This window comes from Microbacterium sp. ABR10 (assembly GCF_057812175.1).
The window spans coordinates 1,801,613-1,819,462 of sequence record NZ_CM173821.1; the positions used below are offsets into that span (position 1 = coordinate 1,801,613).

At 71.0% G+C, this 17,850-nt stretch carries 15 protein-coding genes; 3 read left to right on the forward strand and 12 right to left on the reverse strand.

Features of this window, described 5'->3' with window-relative positions:
- Positions 1-26: 26 nt before the first annotated feature.
- The 5 genes from ACXKZF_RS08295 to rplU form a co-directional block, all read right to left on the reverse strand.
- Positions 27-1,286, reverse strand: a complete 1,260-nt coding sequence (locus tag ACXKZF_RS08295; protein WP_488985964.1) for a glutamate-5-semialdehyde dehydrogenase — start codon at positions 1,284-1,286, stop codon at positions 27-29.
- A 4-nt stretch (positions 1,287-1,290) separates the two neighbouring features.
- Positions 1,291-2,127 carry a glutamate 5-kinase gene (proB, locus tag ACXKZF_RS08300; protein WP_055954349.1) on the reverse strand — a complete coding sequence of 279 codons (837 nt, stop codon included), beginning with the start codon at positions 2,125-2,127 and terminating at the stop codon, positions 1,291-1,293.
- Complete coding sequence (obgE, locus tag ACXKZF_RS08305) at positions 2,124-3,668, reverse strand: GTPase ObgE (protein WP_243222289.1); 1,545 nt, start codon at positions 3,666-3,668, stop codon at positions 2,124-2,126. The genes proB and obgE overlap by 4 nt, the downstream gene beginning before the upstream one ends.
- Positions 3,669-3,776: 108 nt before the next feature.
- Positions 3,777-4,037: a 50S ribosomal protein L27 gene (rpmA, locus tag ACXKZF_RS08310; RefSeq protein ID WP_055836932.1), complete on the reverse strand. Its 261-nt coding sequence runs from the start codon at positions 4,035-4,037 to the stop codon at positions 3,777-3,779.
- 18 nt (positions 4,038-4,055) lie between these two features.
- Positions 4,056-4,364 (reverse strand): 50S ribosomal protein L21, encoded by a 309-nt coding sequence (rplU, locus tag ACXKZF_RS08315; protein ID WP_055836929.1) that lies wholly within the window; start codon positions 4,362-4,364, stop codon positions 4,056-4,058.
- A gap of 211 nt (positions 4,365-4,575) precedes the next feature.
- On the opposite strand from rplU, the gene ACXKZF_RS08320 reads away from it, so the two are divergent.
- Complete coding sequence (locus ACXKZF_RS08320) at positions 4,576-4,845, forward strand: DUF4031 domain-containing protein (RefSeq protein ID WP_055954343.1); 270 nt, start codon at positions 4,576-4,578, stop codon at positions 4,843-4,845.
- 182 nt (positions 4,846-5,027) lie between these two features.
- On the opposite strand, the gene ACXKZF_RS08325 is transcribed toward ACXKZF_RS08320, so the two are convergent.
- Positions 5,028-7,718, reverse strand: a complete 2,691-nt coding sequence (locus ACXKZF_RS08325; RefSeq protein ID WP_488983918.1) for an Rne/Rng family ribonuclease — start codon at positions 7,716-7,718, stop codon at positions 5,028-5,030.
- A gap of 330 nt (positions 7,719-8,048) precedes the next feature.
- Between ACXKZF_RS08325 and ACXKZF_RS08330 the strand changes: the two genes are divergently transcribed.
- The gene (locus ACXKZF_RS08330; protein ID WP_488983919.1) at positions 8,049-8,645 is read left to right on the forward strand and encodes a vitamin K epoxide reductase family protein; all 597 of its coding nucleotides are present in this window, start codon (positions 8,049-8,051) and stop codon (positions 8,643-8,645) included.
- A gap of 61 nt (positions 8,646-8,706) precedes the next feature.
- Complete coding sequence (locus tag ACXKZF_RS08335) at positions 8,707-9,069, forward strand: hypothetical protein (RefSeq protein ID WP_488983920.1); 363 nt, start codon at positions 8,707-8,709, stop codon at positions 9,067-9,069.
- Between the two features lie 46 nt (positions 9,070-9,115).
- Here ACXKZF_RS08335 and ndk read toward each other — a convergent pair whose 3' ends face one another.
- The 6 genes from ndk to ACXKZF_RS08365 all read right to left on the reverse strand — a co-directional run bounded on the left by ndk (position 9,116) and on the right by ACXKZF_RS08365 (position 17,840).
- Positions 9,116-9,532 carry a nucleoside-diphosphate kinase gene (gene ndk / locus ACXKZF_RS08340; protein ID WP_055954335.1) on the reverse strand — a complete coding sequence of 139 codons (417 nt, stop codon included), beginning with the start codon at positions 9,530-9,532 and terminating at the stop codon, positions 9,116-9,118.
- Between the two features lie 3 nt (positions 9,533-9,535).
- Positions 9,536-9,949, reverse strand: coding sequence for a DUF4233 domain-containing protein (locus tag ACXKZF_RS08345; RefSeq protein WP_488983921.1), 414 nt, complete (start codon positions 9,947-9,949; stop codon positions 9,536-9,538).
- Positions 9,946-11,298 (reverse strand): bifunctional folylpolyglutamate synthase/dihydrofolate synthase, encoded by a 1,353-nt coding sequence (locus tag ACXKZF_RS08350; protein WP_488983922.1) that lies wholly within the window; start codon positions 11,296-11,298, stop codon positions 9,946-9,948. Before ACXKZF_RS08350 ends, ACXKZF_RS08345 begins: the two co-directional genes overlap by 4 nt.
- Positions 11,295-14,780: an isoleucine--tRNA ligase gene (gene ileS, locus ACXKZF_RS08355; protein WP_488983923.1), complete on the reverse strand. Its 3,486-nt coding sequence runs from the start codon at positions 14,778-14,780 to the stop codon at positions 11,295-11,297. The genes ACXKZF_RS08350 and ileS overlap by 4 nt, the downstream gene beginning before the upstream one ends.
- A gap of 598 nt (positions 14,781-15,378) precedes the next feature.
- Positions 15,379-17,004 carry a dipeptide ABC transporter ATP-binding protein gene (locus ACXKZF_RS08360; protein ID WP_488983924.1) on the reverse strand — a complete coding sequence of 542 codons (1,626 nt, stop codon included), beginning with the start codon at positions 17,002-17,004 and terminating at the stop codon, positions 15,379-15,381.
- Complete coding sequence (locus ACXKZF_RS08365; protein WP_488983925.1) at positions 17,001-17,840, reverse strand: ABC transporter permease; 840 nt, start codon at positions 17,838-17,840, stop codon at positions 17,001-17,003. Before ACXKZF_RS08365 ends, ACXKZF_RS08360 begins: the two co-directional genes overlap by 4 nt.
- Positions 17,841-17,850: the final 10 nt, after the last annotated feature.

A 17,850-nucleotide genomic window follows, 5' to 3' on the forward strand; every position in this document is an offset into this window, starting at 1 on the left:
GCGGCGCGCAAAGCCATTTTAGGCGGTCAGGCGCGGACCTGGCCGCCGCCGCGCCCGAGCCACTTGGTGCTCGTGAGCTCGGCGAGCCCCATGGGTCCGCGGGCATGCAGTTTTTGCGTCGAGATGCCGACCTCGGCGCCGAAGCCGAACTCGCCCCCGTCGGTGAAGCGGGTGGAGGCGTTGACGAACACTACGGCCGAGTCGACCTCGGCGAGGAAGCGGTCGGCGGCGGCCTGGTCGTCGGTGACGATCGACTCGGTGTGGTGCGTCGAGTAGCGGCGGATGTGCGCGAGGGCGTCGTCGAGGTCGCTGACGACACGCACGGCCAGATCGAGCGTGCCGTACTCGCGCGCCCAGTCTTCTTCGGTCGCCGCGACCACGCGCCCGTCATGCGCACGGGTCTCGTCGTCTCCGTGCACGGTGACACCGGCGTCGGAAAGGGATGCCAGCAGCTCCGGCAGCAGACGGTCGGCCGCGCCGCGGTGCACGAGCACGGTCTCGACGGCGTTGCACACGCTCGGGCGCTGGGTCTTGGCGTTGAGGACGATGTCGCGCGCCCAGTCGTCGCGGGCGGTGGCGTCGAGGAAGACGTGGACGACGCCCGCACCCGTCTCGATCACCGGCACCGTGGATTCGGTGACGACGGTCTCGATCAGACCGGCGCTCCCCCGCGGGACGAGCACGTCGACGAGACCGCGGGCGTTCATGAGGGCGCGCGCACCCTCGCGGCCGAAGTCGTCGACGCTCTGCACGGCCTCGGGCGACACCCCCTCGGACTGGAGGGCGTCGCGCATGACCGACACGAGCACGGCGTTGGTGCGCTGCGCCGCCGACCCACCGCGCAGCACGACGGCGTTGCCGGAGCGCAGGGCAAGCGAGGCGATGTCGACCGTCACGTTGGGGCGTGCCTCGTAGATGGACCCGACGACGCCGAACGGCACCGCGACCTTCTGCAGCTGGATGCCGTTGGGCAGGGTGCGCTCGTCGAGCACGCGTCCGACCGGGTCGGGCAGATCGGCGACGTCGCGGACCGCGGCGGCCAGGGCGGCCACCCGCGCGGTGTCGAGGCGCAGACGGTCGAGGAGTGCCTCGCCGATGGCATCCGCCCGCCCTCGCTCGAGGTCGTCGGCATTGGCGGCGACGATGTCGTCGGACGCGGTCACGAGGGCGTCTGCCACGGCGTTCAGCAGCGCGCTCTTACGGGCGGAATCGAGGAGGGCGATCTCGCGCGCCGCGTCTTTCGCGAGACGCAGGCGCTCGTCGACGGAGGCGGCGATGACGGTCATGCGCTCAGTGTACCGGCGCGCTCACGGCGCCCACGGGCCCCGTCGCCAGGGTGACGGGATCGGGGTTGGGGGCGAACCACGTGCCGACGGAGTCACCGGCGAGGGCGGATGCCACCAGATCCGCGCTCGTGACGAGCACGCCGACCCCGGCGGTCGAGGCGAGCTTCGCGGCCGAGGCCTTGGTTGCCGCTCCCCCGGTGCCCACGCCGTTGACGACTCCGGCGCCGAACTCGAACTCCGACAGATCGTGTCCCCACTCGACGTCGGTGATGGGGCGCGCGCCCGGTTCGCTGGGCGGCCGGGTGAACAGCGTCTCGATGTCACTCAGCAGCACCAGGGCGTCGGCACCGATGAGCTGGGCGACGAGGGCCGCGAGCCGGTCGTTGTCGCCGAAACGGATCTCGTGGGTGGCGACGGTGTCGTTCTCGTTGACGATCGGGAGGATGCCGAGTCCGAGCAGTCGCTCCATGGCCCGACGGGCGTTGGAGCGGTGCGTGGCGTTCTCGAGGTCACCGGCGGTCAGCAGTACCTGACCCGCGAGCAGCCCGAAGCGATCGAGTGAGGTCTGGTAACGCCACATGAGCACGTTCTGCCCGACCGCGGCCGCGGCCTGCTGGGTCGCCAGGTCGTTCGGACGCCCGCCGAGATCGAGCAGCGGCAGCGCGGTCGCGATGGCGCCCGACGACACCAGCACCACCTCGGTGCCCGCGCGGTGGGCGCCCGAGAGCGCCTCGACGATCGTGTCGATGCGGTGCGCGCCGTCGCCGCTGATGGACGACGACCCCACCTTCACCACGACGCGAGCGGCGCCCGGGATCTCGGCGCGGGTCTCGGCCGTCACCGTTCGTCGTCCTCGGCGCCGAGCACCGCCGAGTCGCCGTCGGGGGTGATGCCGGCGGCACGCGCCGCGCGGCGCTCGGTCTCGAGCTCGGCGCGGGCCTCGGCCTTGGCATCCATCCGCTCGTGGTACCTCTCGCGACGCTCCGAGGAGGTGCGGCGGGGATTCTGCACGAGGCGGGGGTCGGTACCGCGCGGGGCGGTCATCAGCTCGGCCGCGGAGGTGAGCGTGGGCTCCCAGTCGAAGACGATGCCGTCGCCGGGACCGATGACGACTGTCGCGCCGGCGACCGCACCGGCGCGGAACAGCCCCTCTTCGACACCCAGGCGCGCGAGGCGATCGGCGAGGTAGCCCACGGCCTCTTCGTTCTGGAAGTCGGTCTGCTGCACCCACTTGACCGGCTTGTCGCCGAGGATGCGGTAGACGGGACCGTACGTGCCGCCCTCGACCTTGACCTCGAAGTCCTTGCGCGAACCCTGCGGGCGGATGACGATGCGCTCGGCGGGCGCGTCGTCGATCGTGGCGAGACGGTGCTGCTCGACGACGTCGGCCAGCGCGAAGGTGAGTTCGCGCAGCCCCGCGCGGCTGACCGTCGAGATCTCGAACACGCGGAAGCCGCGGGCCTCGAGGTCGGGGCGCACGAAGTCGGCGAGGTCGCGCGCCTCGGGCACGTCGATCTTGTTCAGGGCGACGATCTGCGGACGCTCGAGCAGCGGCGTCTGCCCCTCGGGCACGGGATAGGCGCCCAGCTCGGCGAGGATGATGTCGAGATCGCTCAGCGGGTCGCGGCCCGGGTCGAGCGTCGCGCAGTCGAGGACGTGCACCAGCGCGGTGCAGCGTTCGACGTGGCGCAGGAACTCCAGACCCAGGCCCTTGCCCTCGCTGGCGCCCTCGATGAGTCCGGGCACGTCGGCGATGGTGAAACGTACGTCGCCGGACTGGACGACGCCGAGGTTGGGGTGGAGCGTCGTGAACGGGTAGTCGGCGATCTTCGGACGCGCAGCGGAAACCGCGGCGATGAGGCTCGACTTGCCGGCGGAGGGGAAGCCGACGAGCGCGATGTCGGCGACGGTCTTCAGCTCGAGGACGACGTCGCCCTCCCAGCCGGGGGTACCCAGCAGGGCGAAACCGGGAGCCTTGCGCTTGGGGGATGAGAGCGAGGCGTTACCGAGGCCGCCGAGGCCACCGGGCGCGACGACGAAACGCATGCCGGGGGTGAGCATGTCGACGAGCACCGTGCCGTCGGGGTCCTTCACGACGGTGCCGAGCGGGACGGGAAGCTCGTGGTCCTCGCCCTCCGCGCCGGAACGGTGGTCGCCCATGCCGAAACCGCCGTTGCCCGCCGAACGGTGCGGCGAGTGGTGGTACGACAGCAGCGTGGTCACCTGCGGGTCGGCGACGAGCACCACGTCGCCGCCGCCTCCCCCGTTACCGCCATCGGGACCGGCCAGCGGCTTGAACTTCTCGCGGCGCACGGAGACGCAGCCATTGCCGCCCTTGCCCGCACGCAGGTGCAGGGTGACGCGGTCGACGAAGGTGACCATGGCGGGTCCTTCCGGGTTATCGAGCAAACCAGACGCGCGGCAGCCGGTTCGGGAAATGAAACGAGGGGGTGGGCTTCGCCCACCCCCTCGAGCGCCGAAGCGCGGGAATTACTCCGCTGCGGCGGTGACGATGTTGACGACCTTGCGGCCGCCCTTGGCGCCGAACTGGACCGCACCGGGAGCCAGAGCGAACAGCGTGTCGTCGCCACCACGGCCGACGTTGGCGCCGGGGTGGAAGTGCGTGCCGCGCTGACGGACGATGATCTCGCCGGCGAGGACGACCTGACCGCCGAAGCGCTTCACGCCGAGGCGCTGTGCGTTGGAGTCACGACCGTTACGGGTGGAGCTTGCGCCCTTTTTGTGTGCCATCTCTGCGTCTCCTGGCTCTTACTTGATGCCGGTGATCTTGACGCGCGTGAGGTCCTGGCGGTGGCCCTGGCGCTTCTTGTAGCCGGTCTTGTTCTTGAACTTCTGGATCACGATCTTCGGACCGCGCTCCTCGCCGAGCACCTCGGCCGTGACCGAGACCTTCGCGAGCTTGTCGGCGTCGGTCGTGACCGCGTCGCCGTCGACGAACAGGACGGCGGGCAGCTGGATGCTCTCGCCGATCTTCGCCTTCTGGCGGTCGAGCACGACGACCGTGCCGACCTGGACCTTCTCCTGGCGGCCGCCGGCGCGCACAACTGCGTAAACCACTTCACACCTGTTTCATTCGGGAGCGCGGGGCTCCGGTTGTCTGATGACGTTGGGAGGGTCTGATGACCCAAGTCTCGGTGCGATCCGGCCGACGAAAGTCAGCGGGGTCACGCTCCCGTAGGGCGGACGCGACGCACCAAGGGTCGAGTTTAGCCCACCGGGCGGCATCCGGCAAAAGCATCGGCCCGCGTGTCGACCGTAGGATCGCGGAATGGCGATCCTCATCGACGACCCGCAGTGGCCCGCGCACGGACGCCTGTGGGCGCACCTCGTGAGCGACAGCGATCTCGACGAACTTCACGCCTTCGCCGCAGCCGCCGGCATCCCCCGCCGCGCGTTCGATCTCGACCACTACGACGTGCCCGACGAGCGCCACGCCGCTCTGGTCGCCGCCGGTGCCGAGCACGTCGGCGGCAAGGAGCTCGTGCGGCGCCTGCGGGCCTCGGGCCTGCGCGTCACCGCGCGCGAGCGACGCTCCTGACACGCCCGTCCCCGGCATCCCTCGCCATACCGACGCGGACGCGTGGGGACGCCCCGGCCGGCTGAGACGTGCGGAGGGGCCGCTCCCGGTCCGGCTGGCTGAGACGTGCGGAGGGGCCGCTCCGAGTCGCGCGCGAGCCCGGCTCGGCGACGAGGAGCAGCCCCTCACGTCCGTCGTCGTGCTCAGGACTCCGTCGTGGGCTGCGCGTTCACAGGGGTGCCGGTCAGGGCAGCCGTGGTCACGCGACGGCGCGAACGGCCCTGGCCCGGGGCCTTCGGCTCGGGCAGCGCCTCGAGCACCGACTCCAGCAGGGCGTCCTTCTCGGTGCGCGGCGTCTTGGGCTCGCGCTTCTTGCGCGGGCGCTTCTCGCGCGCCGGTGCCGGCGCGTCGGCTTCGACCTTCGCCTCGAGGACGGCTTCGACGGATGCCACGACCGCCGCCTCGACGACGGCGGGGTCGTCGACGGTGGGCTTGACGGTGGATGCCGCGATCTGGGCGAGCGCGGACTTCACGCCCTCGGTGATGACGTGCGTGCCGCCGTTCGCGGCCGCTGCCGCACCGTTGCCGGTGCTGTGACCGGTGTTCGATGCGGAAGAAGACGCGTTGTTCGACGAACCGGCGTTGCCTCCGCGTCCACGACGGTTCGAAGAACCGCCGTTCGCGTTGCCATTGCCGTTCGCGGTTCCCGACAGACGGTGCTTGACGACCGGGTCGTGGTGCACGACGACACCGCGACCGGCGCACACCTCGCACGCCTCGCTGAAGGTCTCGAGCAGACCGAGACCGAGCTTCTTGCGCGTCATCTGCACGAGGCCGAGCGAGGTGACCTCGGCGACCTGGTGCTTCGTGCGGTCCCGGCTGAGGCACTCGATGAGTCGGCGCAGCACGAGGTCGCGGTTGGACTCGAGCACCATGTCGATGAAGTCGACGACGATGATGCCGCCGATGTCACGCAGACGCAGCTGGCGCACGATCTCTTCGGCCGCCTCGAGGTTGTTCTTCGTGACGGTCTCTTCGAGGTTGCCGCCCGAGCCGACGAACTTGCCGGTGTTGACGTCGACGACCGTCATCGCCTCGGTGCGGTCGATGACGAGCGAGCCGCCGGAGGGCAGCCAGACCTTGCGGTCGAGGGCTTTCTCGATCTGCTCGGTGACGCGGAACGCGTCGAACGGGTCCTGCTCGCCGTCGTACTTCTCGACGCGCTCGAGCAGGTCGGGGGCCACGCCCTGCAGGTAGCTCGAGATCGTCTGCAGCGCTTCTTCGCCCTGGATGAGCATGCGCGTGAAGTCCTCGTTGAAGACGTCGCGCACGATCTTGACCAGCAGGTCGGGCTCGGAGTGCAGCAGGGCGGGCGCCTGGATGGTCTTGAGCTGGCTCGAGACGTGCTCCCACTGCGAGGTGAGGCGCTGCACGTCGAGGGTCAGCTGCTCCTCGGTGGCGCCCTCGGCGGCCGTGCGCACGATCACGCCGGACGACTCGGGAAGGACCTCTTTGAGGATCTTCTTCAGGCGGGCCCGCTCGGTGTCGGGGAGCTTGCGCGAGATGCCGTTCATCGTGCCGTTCGGCACGTAGACGAGGTAGCGGCCCGGCAGCGAGATCTGGCTGGTCAGGCGCGCGCCCTTGTGGCCCACCGGGTCTTTCGTCACCTGCACGAGCACACGGTCGCCCGACTTGAGGGCGAGCTCGATGCGGCGGGGCTGGTTGTTGGTCTCCACGCCCTCCCAGTCGACCTCGCCGGAGTACAGCACGGCGTTGCGTCCGCGACCGATGTCGACGAACGCGGCCTCCATGCTGGGCAGCACGTTCTGGACACGGCCGAGGTAGACGTTTCCGATGAGGGAGGCGTCCTGATTGCGGGCGACGTAGTGCTCCACGAGCACGTTGTCTTCGAGCACGGCGATCTGGATGCGACCGGCCTTGGAGCGGACGACCATGACGCGGTCGACCGCCTCGCGCCGGGCGAGGAACTCGGCCTCGGTCACGACGGGGCGGCGACGCCCGGCCTCGCGCCCGTCGCGGCGGCGCTGCTTCTTGGCCTCGAGACGGGTGGAGCCCTTGATGCGCTGGGGTTCGGTGATGACCTCGACGGCGCGCTGGCGGACGGGGGCGGCCGGGGGGTCGTTCTGCTCGACCGGGGCGGGTTCGGTGCCGCCACGGCGTCGGTTGCGGCGACGGGCGTTGGCGGACACGCGTTCGGCAGGGCCCTCGTCGTCGCGGTCGTCACGATCGTCGAAGTCGTCACGCAGCGCGAGCGGCGGCAGCGCGGGCGCGTAGAAGTGCAGCGCCGTGGACACGGCCGACACGAAGTTCTCGGGCAGCAGGCCGAGCGATACCGCGGTCGGGCGGGCGGGCTTCTCGGGTGCGGCCGCGGCTTCCGGCTCAGCCGCCTCGGGCTGGGGCTCCGGCTGGGCGGGAGCCTCGGGGGCGGCGTGGGTCTCGCCGACTGCGGGCGCTGCCGCCTCGGCCGTGGGCTCGGTGTCGCCCGGGGCCTCGATCGCCGGGGACTCCGCCGGAGCAGGCTCGTCGGCAGCGGGTGCCGCGGGCGCGATGTCGTCGCGAGTGGCGTCGGCGGTCTCGGTCACCGCGGTGTTGCTCTCCGCCGTGGCGCTCTCCGCCGTGGCGCTCTCCACCGGAGCAGCGGTCTGCGCATCGTCGGCCTCGAGCACAGCGGGGGCCCCGGTGTCTTCGGCGACGGCGTCCACGGCATCCTGAACCGCCGCCTCGTCTTCGTCGGCGGCCGATCCGTCGATGTCGGCGGAGTCGGCCTGGGCTGAACTCTCGCCCCCGACGGCCGGCGCGTCGGGCGCATTCAGCGCGGACGTGTCGGCCGCGCTCTCGTCGGTGGGGGTCTGATCGTCTGTCACATCGGCCATGTCGGGGGTTCTCCCTGGCGGGCGACACCGCGCGTCGCCCGACGAAATCTCATGCAGCGCCGCACCCGGCGGGGCCGCGAACTCATTCGGTCTGCAGCAGGCCTGCGGCTCGTGCTGCGAAGGGCGGTCGTCGCCCGAAGTCTTCTGGGTGATGTTCCTGCGGCGCGGCCGCGGTCACATCGGCCTTCATTATCGCACGGACCGGCGCCAGGGCCAGCGGACACGTCGGTTCGCCCTCCGCGGAATGCCGACCGTCCGTCGCAGACGCGCGCGGACACACGGATGCCACGTCCTCAGCGCTCGGAAAAGTCACGGTGGCAGGATTGCCGTATGAGCGAAACCGTCACCCCCCGACGCCCGGTCATCGTCGCGACCTGGCTGATCTTCGCCGGCATCGTCGGCTGGTGGGCGGCCTTCTCGCTGACGATGGAGCGCTTCCATCAACTCGAGAACCCGGGAGCTGCGGCATCCTGCGACATCAGCGTGCTCGTGCAGTGCTCGGCGAACCTGCAGTCATCTCAGGGCGCGGTCTTCGGTTTCCCGAATCCGATCATCGGTCTCTCGGCCTGGATCGCCCCGATCGTCGTCGGCGTCGCGCTGCTGGCCGGCGCCCGGTTCGCCCGCTGGTTCTGGGCGCTGTTCTGGCTCGGCTTCGCCCTCGCGCTGACCTTCGTGATCTGGCTCATCGCGCAGAGCCTGTTCGTGCTCGCGACGCTGTGTCCGTGGTGCATGGTGACGTGGTCGGTCGTGATCCCGTCGTTCTTCGTCGTCACGCTGCACGTGCTGCGCGAGGGCGTCCTCCCAGGCGCTCGGGTGCGCGCGGTCGCGGACCGGTTGATGGTGTGGGTGCCGCTGATGACGCTGGCAGCCTTCGTCGTCGTCGCGGTACTCGCGCAGGTACGCCTGAACGTGCTCGCGCAGTTCTGACCCCTTGCCGTGTTCCGTCGCCGTCAGCCGTGCCCGCCGTGCGCGGAGAACCGCGCCTCGGATGGAGAACCGGCGCGCACCGCTGACGTTGCGCCGTAACCGTGCGCACAACTTCAGCGATGTGCACAACCTCAGCCCGAACCCCCCGGATGCCGCTTACCTGAGGCGAATCACCGACCCTGCGCCGCACCCTGCGCCCACGCTCAGCGATGTGCACAGCCTCAGCGATGTGCACATCCTCAGCCCGAATCCCCCGGATGCCGCTCACCGTGCGCGAATCACCGACCCTGCGCCGCACCCTGCGCCCACGCTCAGCGATGTGCACAGCCTCAGCGATGTGCACATCCTCAGCCCGAATCCCCCGGATGCCGCTCACCGTGCGCGGATCACCGACCCTGCGCCGCCGCGCGGGACGCAGGAATGACGATGGCCGCCACCCCGAGGGGTAGCGGCCACCATGGCATCCGGGATCAGGCGAACCAGATCGCGAGCTCGCGCTCGGCGGATTCGACGCTGTCGCTGCCGTGGACGAGGTTCTGCTGCACCTTCAGGCCCCAGTCGCGGCCGAAGTCGCCGCGGATCGTGCCGGGGGCGGCGGTGGTGGGGTCGGTGGTGCCGGCGAGCGAGCGGAAGCCCTCGATCACGCGGTTGCCCGCGAGACGGATGGCCACGGACGGGCCCGAGAGCATGAACTCCAGCAGCGGCTCGTAGAAGGGCTTGCCCTCGTGCTCGGCGTAGTGCTGGGCGAGCGTCTCACGGTCGGGTTCGACGAGGCGGATGTCGACGAGCGCGTAGCCCTTCGCCTCGATGCGGGCGAGGATCGCGCCGGTGAGGCCGCGAGCGACGCCATCGGGCTTGACGAGGACGAGGGTCTCTTCGGTGGCCATGGGTCATTCTCCGTTCGAGAGGTCGGGGTCAGCGGCGCGCCGCGCATTCGCGCGATCGAGGGCCGCTCCCTTGATCGTCGCATACGCCCACATACCGCCGAAAATGAGCGCGACCACGGCGAGGGCGGGAACGAGGAATCCGCCGAGCAGGAGAAGCACCTGCAGCCCCCATCCGGCGAAGAGTGCCCAGCGGTGACGGAGCATCCCCGAGACGGCGACCATCGCGATCGCCATCACGACGCCGCCGACGATGCCCCACCACGGTTCGATCCCGAACGGCAGCACCTTGAGGCCGTAGACGACAAGGCCGCCGAGGAAGACGATGACCGATTCGAAGCCGAGCACGACGGCGCCGAGCGACTCCTGCGCACCGCGCTGACGGCGGGGGCGCGGAGCGCGGGGTTCGCGAGGACTCACGCCTGCCACCCTGACTTCCAGTCCTCCAGCGCCGACAGACGCAGGGCTTCGCCCGCCAGCACGACGGAGCCGGCGATGACGACGGCGCGGCGGTCCGACTCTACGGCCCACGCGCGCGCGGCGTCGGCGGCGTCTTCGAGGGTGGGGTGCACGGTGACGGGGAGATCGGCCGCCTCGGCGACGTCGGCGATCACGTCGGGGTCGATCGCACGGTCGCTGTCGGGGGCGGTCGCGAACACGCGGGCCACGGCGGGCACGAGCGCCGACATGATGCCGACCGCATCCTTCCCGTCGAGGATGCCGACCACGGCGCCCCACTCGTCGATGTCGAACGCCTCGTCGAGGGCCGTGACCAGCGCCCGCGCCCCGTGCGGGTTGTGGGCCGCGTCGACGAGCACGGTCGGCGCGGTGCCGACGAGTTGCAGGCGGCCGGGCGAGGTGGCGTTGCCGAGACCGTCGGCGACCACCTCGCCGGCCAACGGCTGCGTACCCCCGCCGATGAGGGATTCGACCGCGGCCACCGCCAGCGCCGCGTTACGGCCCTGGTGCGCGCCGTACTGCGGCAGGTAGACCTCGGCGTACCTGCCGGCGACGCCGCGGATGGAGAGCTGCTGCCCGCCCACCGCGAGGGTCTGCTCCTCGAGCGCGAAACCGTCGCCGTCGACCGACACCGTCGCACCCTCTTTCTCGGCGCGCGCACGGATGACGCGGAGCGCCTCGTCGGGCTGCGCGGCCGACACGACCGCGGCGCCGGGCTTGATGATGCCGGCCTTGACGGTGGCGATCTCGGCGATCGTCGAGCCCAGCCGATCGACGTGGTCGATGTCGATGGGCGTGAACACGGCGACGTCGCCGTCGGCGGTGTTCGTGGAGTCCCACTCCCCGCCCATGCCGACCTCGAGCACGAGCACGTCGATCGGCGCGTCGGCCGCGACGACGAACGCGAGCACGGTGAGCAGCTCGAAGAACGTCAACGGGGCGTCTCCGGCCGCGGCGAGCTCGGCATCCACCATGTCCACGAACGGCTGGATCTCGTCCCATGCGTCGGCGATCGCGGCATCCGCCACGGGTTCTCCGTCGATGAGGATGCGCTCGGTGAAACGTTCGAGGTGGGGGCTGGTGAACAAGCCCGTCCGAAGCCCCATGGCGCGCAGCAGGCTCTCGATCATGCGACTGGTGGAGGTCTTGCCGTTCGTGCCGGTGACGTGGATCACGCGGTACGTGCGCTGCGGGTCGGCGAGCAGCTCGAGCACGCGGCGCGTGCGCTCGACGCGCGGCTGCACCCACTGCTCGCCCTGACGCTCGAGCAGCGCGCTGTAGACGGCGTCGGCTCTGGTGCGGTCGCTCATGCGGGGGCTCCGATCCGCGCGACGGCGACCGTGACGGAGCCCACGTTCGCGTAGGTCTTCGCGGCGATGACGGTCTCGTACTCGGCCGGCGCGATTGCACCGCGTTCGACGAGACGGCCCTCAGGTCCGGCCAGCACGACGGCTTCGGAGAGGGTCTCGGATGCCACCCCCGCTTCGTCGAAGGCCTGGGCGACCGCCTGGGCGTCGGCGTCCTCGACGAACGTCAGCGACAGGAAGATGCGATCGCTCACGTCGAAGCCGGCGGCCTTGCGGGTGTCCTGGATGCCGCGGATCATGTCGCGCGCCAGCCCCTCGGCCTCGAGCTCGGGGGTGGTGACGGTGTCGAGCAGCACGAAGCCGCCCGACGACAGCACGGCGAGAGCCTCGCCCTCGGGGCGACCGGCGGTCTCGACCACGAGGTCGTACTCAGCGGGTTCGAGGGGGATGCCACCGGCGACGACCTGTCCGTCGACCTCGCTCCAGTCGCCCTCACGGGCGGCCTTGATCGCCTGCTGCACCTGCTTGCCGAGGCGCGGACCCGCGGCGCGGGCGTTGACCGACAGGCGGTGGGTGATGCCGTACTCAGCCGCCGTGCCGTCCTGCAGGGCGACCTGCTCGACGCTCTTGACGTTGAGCTCCTCGCGGAGGATGTCGTCGAACTGCGCCAGGCCCGCGGCATCCGGGGTCACCACCGTCAGACGCGGCAGCGGCAGGCGCACGCGCTTGCCCTCGCGCTTACGCAGCGCGTTGGCGACGCTCGAGACCTCGCGGACGGTGTCCATCGCGGTGCGGATGTCTTCGGCCGCCGGGAACGCCGTGGCATCCGGCCAATCAGCGAGGTGGACGCTCCGACCGCCGGTGAGGCCCTGCCAGACGCGCTCGGTCACCAGCGGCAGCAGCGGGGCGGCGACGCGGGTGAGCGTCTCGAGCACCGTGTAGAGCGTGTCGAAGGCCTCGCGGCTCGTGGGGTCGTCGGTCACACCCACCCAGAAGCGGTCGCGCGAGCGGCGGATGTACCAGTTCGTCAGCACCTCGACGAAGTCGCGCAGGCGCTCGGCGGCAGTCGTGGAGTCGAGGCCCTCGAGGTCGCCCGCGACACCCTCGACGAGGTCGCCCGTGAGCGCGAGGATGTAGCGGTCGAGCACATCGGTGGAGTCGGTGCGCCACTCGGCTTCGTAGCCCTCGGCACCGGATGCATTCGCGTAGGTCGCGAAGAAGTACCACGCGTTCCACAACGGAAGCAGGAACTCGCGGACGCCCGAACGGATCCCCTCCTCGGTCACGACGAGGTTGCCGCCGCGCAGCACGCTCGACGACATGAGGAACCACCGCATGGCATCCGAGCCGTCGCGGTTGAACACCTCGCGCACGTCGGGGTAATTGCGCAGCGACTTCGACATCTTCTGCCCGTCGTTGCCGAGCACGATGCCGTGGCACGACACGCCCGTGAACGCGGGGCGGTCGAACAGGGCGGTCGAGAGTACGTGCATCACGTAGAACCAGCCGCGGGTCTGCCCGATGTACTCCACGATGAAGTCGGCGGGGGCGTGCTCGTCGAACCAGTCGTGGTTCTCGAACGGGTAGTGCACCTGGGCGAAGGGCATGGAGCCGGAGTCGAACCACACGTCGAGCACGTCCTCGATGCGGCGCATGGTCGAACGGCCCGTCGGGTCGTCGGGGTTGGGGCGAGTGAGGTCGTCGATGTAAGGACGGTGCAGGTCGACCTCGCCGTCGGCGTTCACGGGCAGGCGGCCGAAGTCGGCCTCCATGTCTGCGAGCGAGCCGTACACGTCGACGCGCGGGTAGTTCGCATCGTCGCTCTTCCACACCGGGATCGGCGAGCCCCAGTACCGGTTGCGGCTGATCGACCAGTCGCGTGCGCCCTCGAGCCACTTGCCGAACTGGCCCTCTTTGACGTTCTCGGGCACCCAGGTGATCTGCTGGTTGTTCGCCAGCAGGTCGTCCTTGATGTCGGTCACGCGGACGAACCAGCTCGACACGGCCTTGTAGATGAGGGGGTTCCGGCAGCGCCAGCAGTGCGGGTAAGAGTGCTCGTACGACGCCTCGCGCAACAGGCGCCCGGCCTGCGTGAGCAGGCGGATGAGCGGGCGGTTCGCCTCGAACCAGAGTTCCCCCGCCACGTCGGTGACCGCCGAGAGGAACCGTCCGCCGTCATCGAGCGAGATGATCGTGGGAAGGCCCGCGGCATCCGCGAGACGCTTGTCGTCCTCGCCGTAGGCCGGTGCCTGGTGCACGATGCCGGTGCCGTCCGACACGGTGACGTAGTCGTCGACGAGGATCTTCCAGGCGTTCTGCGTGCCCCAGATCTCGGCATCGGCGTAGTAGTCGAAGAGGCGGTCGTAGGACACGCCCTCGAGTTCGGCGCCCGAGATCGTCGTCTCGACGGCCGCGCGGGCGGCATCCGGAGTCTCGTACCCGAGTTCTTTCGCGTAGTTCGGCAGCAGGTCCTCGGCCAGCAGATACCGGTGCGCGACGGCCTCGAAGGCTTCGTCGGCCGTGCCGTCGGGTGCGCGGTGCACGTCGGCGGCGCCGTTCGGGCCGCCCTCGATCACGGCGTACCGGATGCCGGGACCCACCGCGAGCGCGAGGTTCGTCGGCAGGGTCCACGGCGTCGTCGTCCACGCGAGGGCGCGCACACCGGTGAAGCCGAGCGCCTCGGCCTTGGCACCGACGAGCGGGAAGGTGACGGTGACCGAGGGGTCCTGACGCATCTTGTAGACGTCGTCGTCCATGCGCAGCTCATGCGTCGACAGGGGCGTCTCGTCGCGCCAGCAGTACGGCAGCACGCGGTAGCCCTCGTAGGCGAGGCCCTTGTCGTGCAGGGTCTTGAAGGCCCAGAGCACGCTCTCCATGTAGGTCGTGTCGAGCGTTTTGTAACCGCGGTCGAAATCGACCCAGCGCGCCTGGCGGGTGACGTAGTCCTGCCACTCGCGCGTGTACTCGAGCACCGACTCGCGGGCCTTGGCGTTGAAGGTCGCCACGCCCATGCGCTCGATCTCGTCCTTCTCGGTGATCCCGAGCTGCTTCATCGCCTCGAGCTCGGCCGGGAGGCCGTGGGTATCCCACCCGAAGACACGGTCGACCTTCTTGCCGCGCATCGTCTGGAAGCGCGGGAAGACGTCCTTCGCGTAGCCGGTGAGCAGGTGCCCGTAGTGCGGCAGCCCGTTGGCGAAGGGCGGACCGTCGTAGAACACCCACTCTTCGGCGCCCTCGCGGTTCGCGATCGATGCGCGGAAGGTGTCGTCGGCCTTCCAGAACGCCAGCGTGTCGTCCTCGATGGCCGGGAACCGGGGGCTCGGGACGACGGATGCCGGGGCCTGCACGGGCGCCGGGGTCGCGGCAGCCGGGGCCGACGTATCCGGGGTCGCGGTACCGCGGGTGGCGGCATCCGAGGTCGAGGCCGTGCCGGTCGCTGCCGGGTCGGCGGCGGGGCCGAAGGATGAGGGGCGTGGGTAGGTCATGTCACTCCGCGGGTCGAGGTCTACTCGCCGGGACGATCCGTGCGGACCGCGGTACCACCCTGCATTGCGCACCCTCGCGGGTGCGCCGCTCTCACTGCGGCTGTGACGGGCCTGCCCCGCGCGGTTCTACTCGGGGTCTGGACCCGTTTCTTCCGCGAGCTCCCCGGTGATGGCCGGATCGGTGCTGATGGACCGAGTCTACGCGCTCGCCGCGTTCGGCGCGGCGGCTCTGTGCACGTAGGACACCCCGCCGGTCGCGCGATGCCGCCGAAGATCGTCGAGTGTCCACAACACGCCGCTCACGCCCAGCGGATACGGCGCGTCGTGGACGCTCAACGCCTGGTCCGGCCCGCTCCCGTGAGTGTCCAGAACACGCCGCCCGGTCGCGGCGGATACGGCATGTCGTGGACACTCAACACCGCGTGCAGCCCGCTCCCGCGAGTGTCCACAACGCGCCGCTCACGTCCGGCGGATGCGGCGCGTCGTGGACGCTCAACGCTTGGTCCGGGCCGCTCCCGTGAGTGTCCAGGACACGCCGCCCGGCCCCGGTGGATACGGCATGTCGTGGACACTCGACTCGGCCGGTAGCCGCGCGGGCTCACGCACCGGGCGCGCGGAGGCCGGCGGCGGCCAGCAACTCCCGTGTGAACGGGTGCCCGGGAGCGGCGAACACGCGTGACACAGCGCCCGAATCCACGACCCGGCCGTCTTTCATCACGATCACGTCATCGGCGACCGCCGCCACCACGTCGAGGTCATGGGTGACGAAGACCATCGCCAGTTCCCGCTCGCGCTGCAGGTCGAGCAGCCGCTCGAGGATCCGCGCCCGCACCGTCGCGTCGAGCGCCGAGACGGGTTCGTCGAGCACGAGCAGATCGGGCGACGCGGCCAGGGCCCGGGCGATGGCGACGCGCTGACGCTGACCGCCCGACAGCTGCGCCGGTCGGCGAGTGACGAAGGCCGTCGACAGCCCGACCTCCTCGAGCAGGGTGGCCACGGTCGATCCTCGCGCGGAGCGCGCGACACCCGCGGCGGCGACGGCCTCGGTGAGCGTGCGGCCCACGTTCCACCGCGGGTCGAGCGCTCCCCACGGGTTCTGCTGCACCAGCTGCACGCGCCGCCGGTCCGCTCCGCGCGCGACCGCGCGCCCCCACGGCCGTCCATCGAAGACGAGCTCCCCGGCATCCGCGGCGGAGACACCCACCACGATGCGCGCCAGCGTCGTCTTCCCCGACCCCGACTCCCCCACGACCGCGAGCGTGCGGCCGCGCCGCACCTCGAACGAGACGTCGTCGACAGCGACCCGCTCACCGAACCGCTTCGTCACGCGGTTCGCCGCGAAGATCGGCGCGTCCGACCGGGACTCGCGCTCAAGCGGCTCGTGCGACACCGCCGCCACCAGCTCCTTCGTGACGGAATGGCGAGGGGATGCCAGCACGTCGGCCGTGGCGCCCGTCTCCACGACGCGGCCCTCGTGCATCACCGCGACGCGGTCGGCCACCCGAGCGACGGCACCGAGGTCGTGACTGATGAAGACCACGGCGACGCCGTCGTCGGCGATCCGCCGGAGGAGGTCGAGGACGCGCGCCTGCACGGTGGCATCCAGGGCCGTCGTCGGTTCGTCCGCGACGAGCACAGCCGGATGCGCTGCCAGAGCGGAGGCGATGAGAGCGCGCTGGCGCAGACCGCCCGACAACTCGTGCGGGTACTGGCGTGCGCGCAGGTCGGGCTCGGGCAGCGAGACACGTTCCAGGATGACGCGCACACGGTCGGCGAGGGTGCGGCCGCGCACGGACGGCTCATGGATGCGGACGGGCTCGGCGACCTCCGCCCCGATCCGTCGCAGCGGGTCGAGTGAGACCAGCGCGTCCTGCGACACGAGCGCGATGCGGTTTCCGCGCAGCGCCCGCCACTGCCGTTCGGTGAGAGACCCCGCGTCGACCCCGTCGACCTCGAGCGATTCAACCGACCACGACAGCTCGTCCGGCACGATACCGAGCAGCGCCCGGGCGCTGAGCGACTTGCCCGCGCCCGACTCCCCCACGATCGCGACGCACTCCCCGGGTGCCACGTCGAGGTCGAGACCGTCGACGATCGAGCCGTCGGGCCCGTCGATGCGCAGGCCGCGCAGATGCACCCCGTCCGCGAGCCGCCCCCCGGAGTCCGGTGTCCTCGAGCCCGGCCCTCGGCGCGCGTGCGGCATCCCGGCCTCCCGCCCGCTCATGCCCCGCGCTCCTCGGCGCGCGCCCGCAGGATCCGGCCGACGACGCTCACGCTGACCACTGTCGCGGTGATCGCCAGACCCGGGAAGACCGCGACCCACGGCGCCTGCAACAGCAGGTTGCGCCCGGCCGACAGCATGAGACCCCACTCGGGTGTGGGCTCGGTCGGACCGAGGCCGAGGAAGCTCAGACCCGCGGCCGCCAGGATCGAGGTGCCGACACCGATCGTCGCGAGCACACTCACCGCGCCGAGCACGCCGGGCAGCACGTGGCGCACGTGCACGAGCACGGCGGGCACTCCGCTGATGCGTGCCGCCTCGACGTACTCGGCGGTGGCGAGGGTGCGCGTCTGTCCGCGCGCGAGACGGATGTAGACGGGCACGGCCGCGATGGTGACCGCGAGGGCGACGTTCGCCGGCCCGGGTCCCAACACCGCCACCACCAGCAGCGCCACGAGGAACTCCGGGAACGCCAGAAGCACGTCGACGATGCGCATCGCGACCGTGTCGACAGGGCGCGGTGCGACCGCGGTGAGCGAGCCCGCGATGACGCCGATCACCAGCGCGAGCCCCGTGGCCAGCAGGCCGATGCCGACCGAGCGACCGGCACCGAAGACGACGCGCGAGTAGACGTCGCGGCCGCTCTGATCGGTGCCGAACCAGTGCGCGGGACTCGGCGGCTGGAGCGCCGCGCGCACGTCGGTGAGCAGCGGGTCGTGGGTGGCCAGAAGAGCCGGAGCCACCGCCGCCAGGGCGATGACGGCCAGGACGACGCCCGCGAGCGAGAGGGCGACGGTGCGGCCGGGGCGGAGCCGCGCGCGGGCGGTGGTCGCGCTCACGAGGCGACCG

Coding starts and splice junctions, on each gene's coding strand:
- ACXKZF_RS08295 (WP_488985964.1), bottom strand. CDS start 1,286: ATGACCGTCATCGCCGCCTCCGTCGACGAGCGCCTGCGTCTCGCGAAA.
- obgE (WP_243222289.1), bottom strand. CDS start 3,668: ATGGTCACCTTCGTCGACCGCGTCACCCTGCACCTGCGTGCGGGCAAG.
- rpmA (WP_055836932.1), bottom strand. CDS start 4,037: ATGGCACACAAAAAGGGCGCAAGCTCCACCCGTAACGGTCGTGACTCC.
- ACXKZF_RS08320 (WP_055954343.1), top strand. CDS start 4,576: ATGGCGATCCTCATCGACGACCCGCAGTGGCCCGCGCACGGACGCCTG.
- ACXKZF_RS08325 (WP_488983918.1), bottom strand. CDS start 7,718: ATGGCCGATGTGACAGACGATCAGACCCCCACCGACGAGAGCGCGGCC.
- ACXKZF_RS08330 (WP_488983919.1), top strand. CDS start 8,049: ATGAGCGAAACCGTCACCCCCCGACGCCCGGTCATCGTCGCGACCTGG.
- ACXKZF_RS08335 (WP_488983920.1), top strand. CDS start 8,707: ATGGAGAACCGGCGCGCACCGCTGACGTTGCGCCGTAACCGTGCGCAC.
- ndk (WP_055954335.1), bottom strand. CDS start 9,532: ATGGCCACCGAAGAGACCCTCGTCCTCGTCAAGCCCGATGGCGTCGCT.
- ACXKZF_RS08350 (WP_488983922.1), bottom strand. CDS start 11,298: ATGAGCGACCGCACCAGAGCCGACGCCGTCTACAGCGCGCTGCTCGAG.
- ileS (WP_488983923.1), bottom strand. CDS start 14,780: ATGACCTACCCACGCCCCTCATCCTTCGGCCCCGCCGCCGACCCGGCA.
- ACXKZF_RS08360 (WP_488983924.1), bottom strand. CDS start 17,004: ATGAGCGGGCGGGAGGCCGGGATGCCGCACGCGCGCCGAGGGCCGGGC.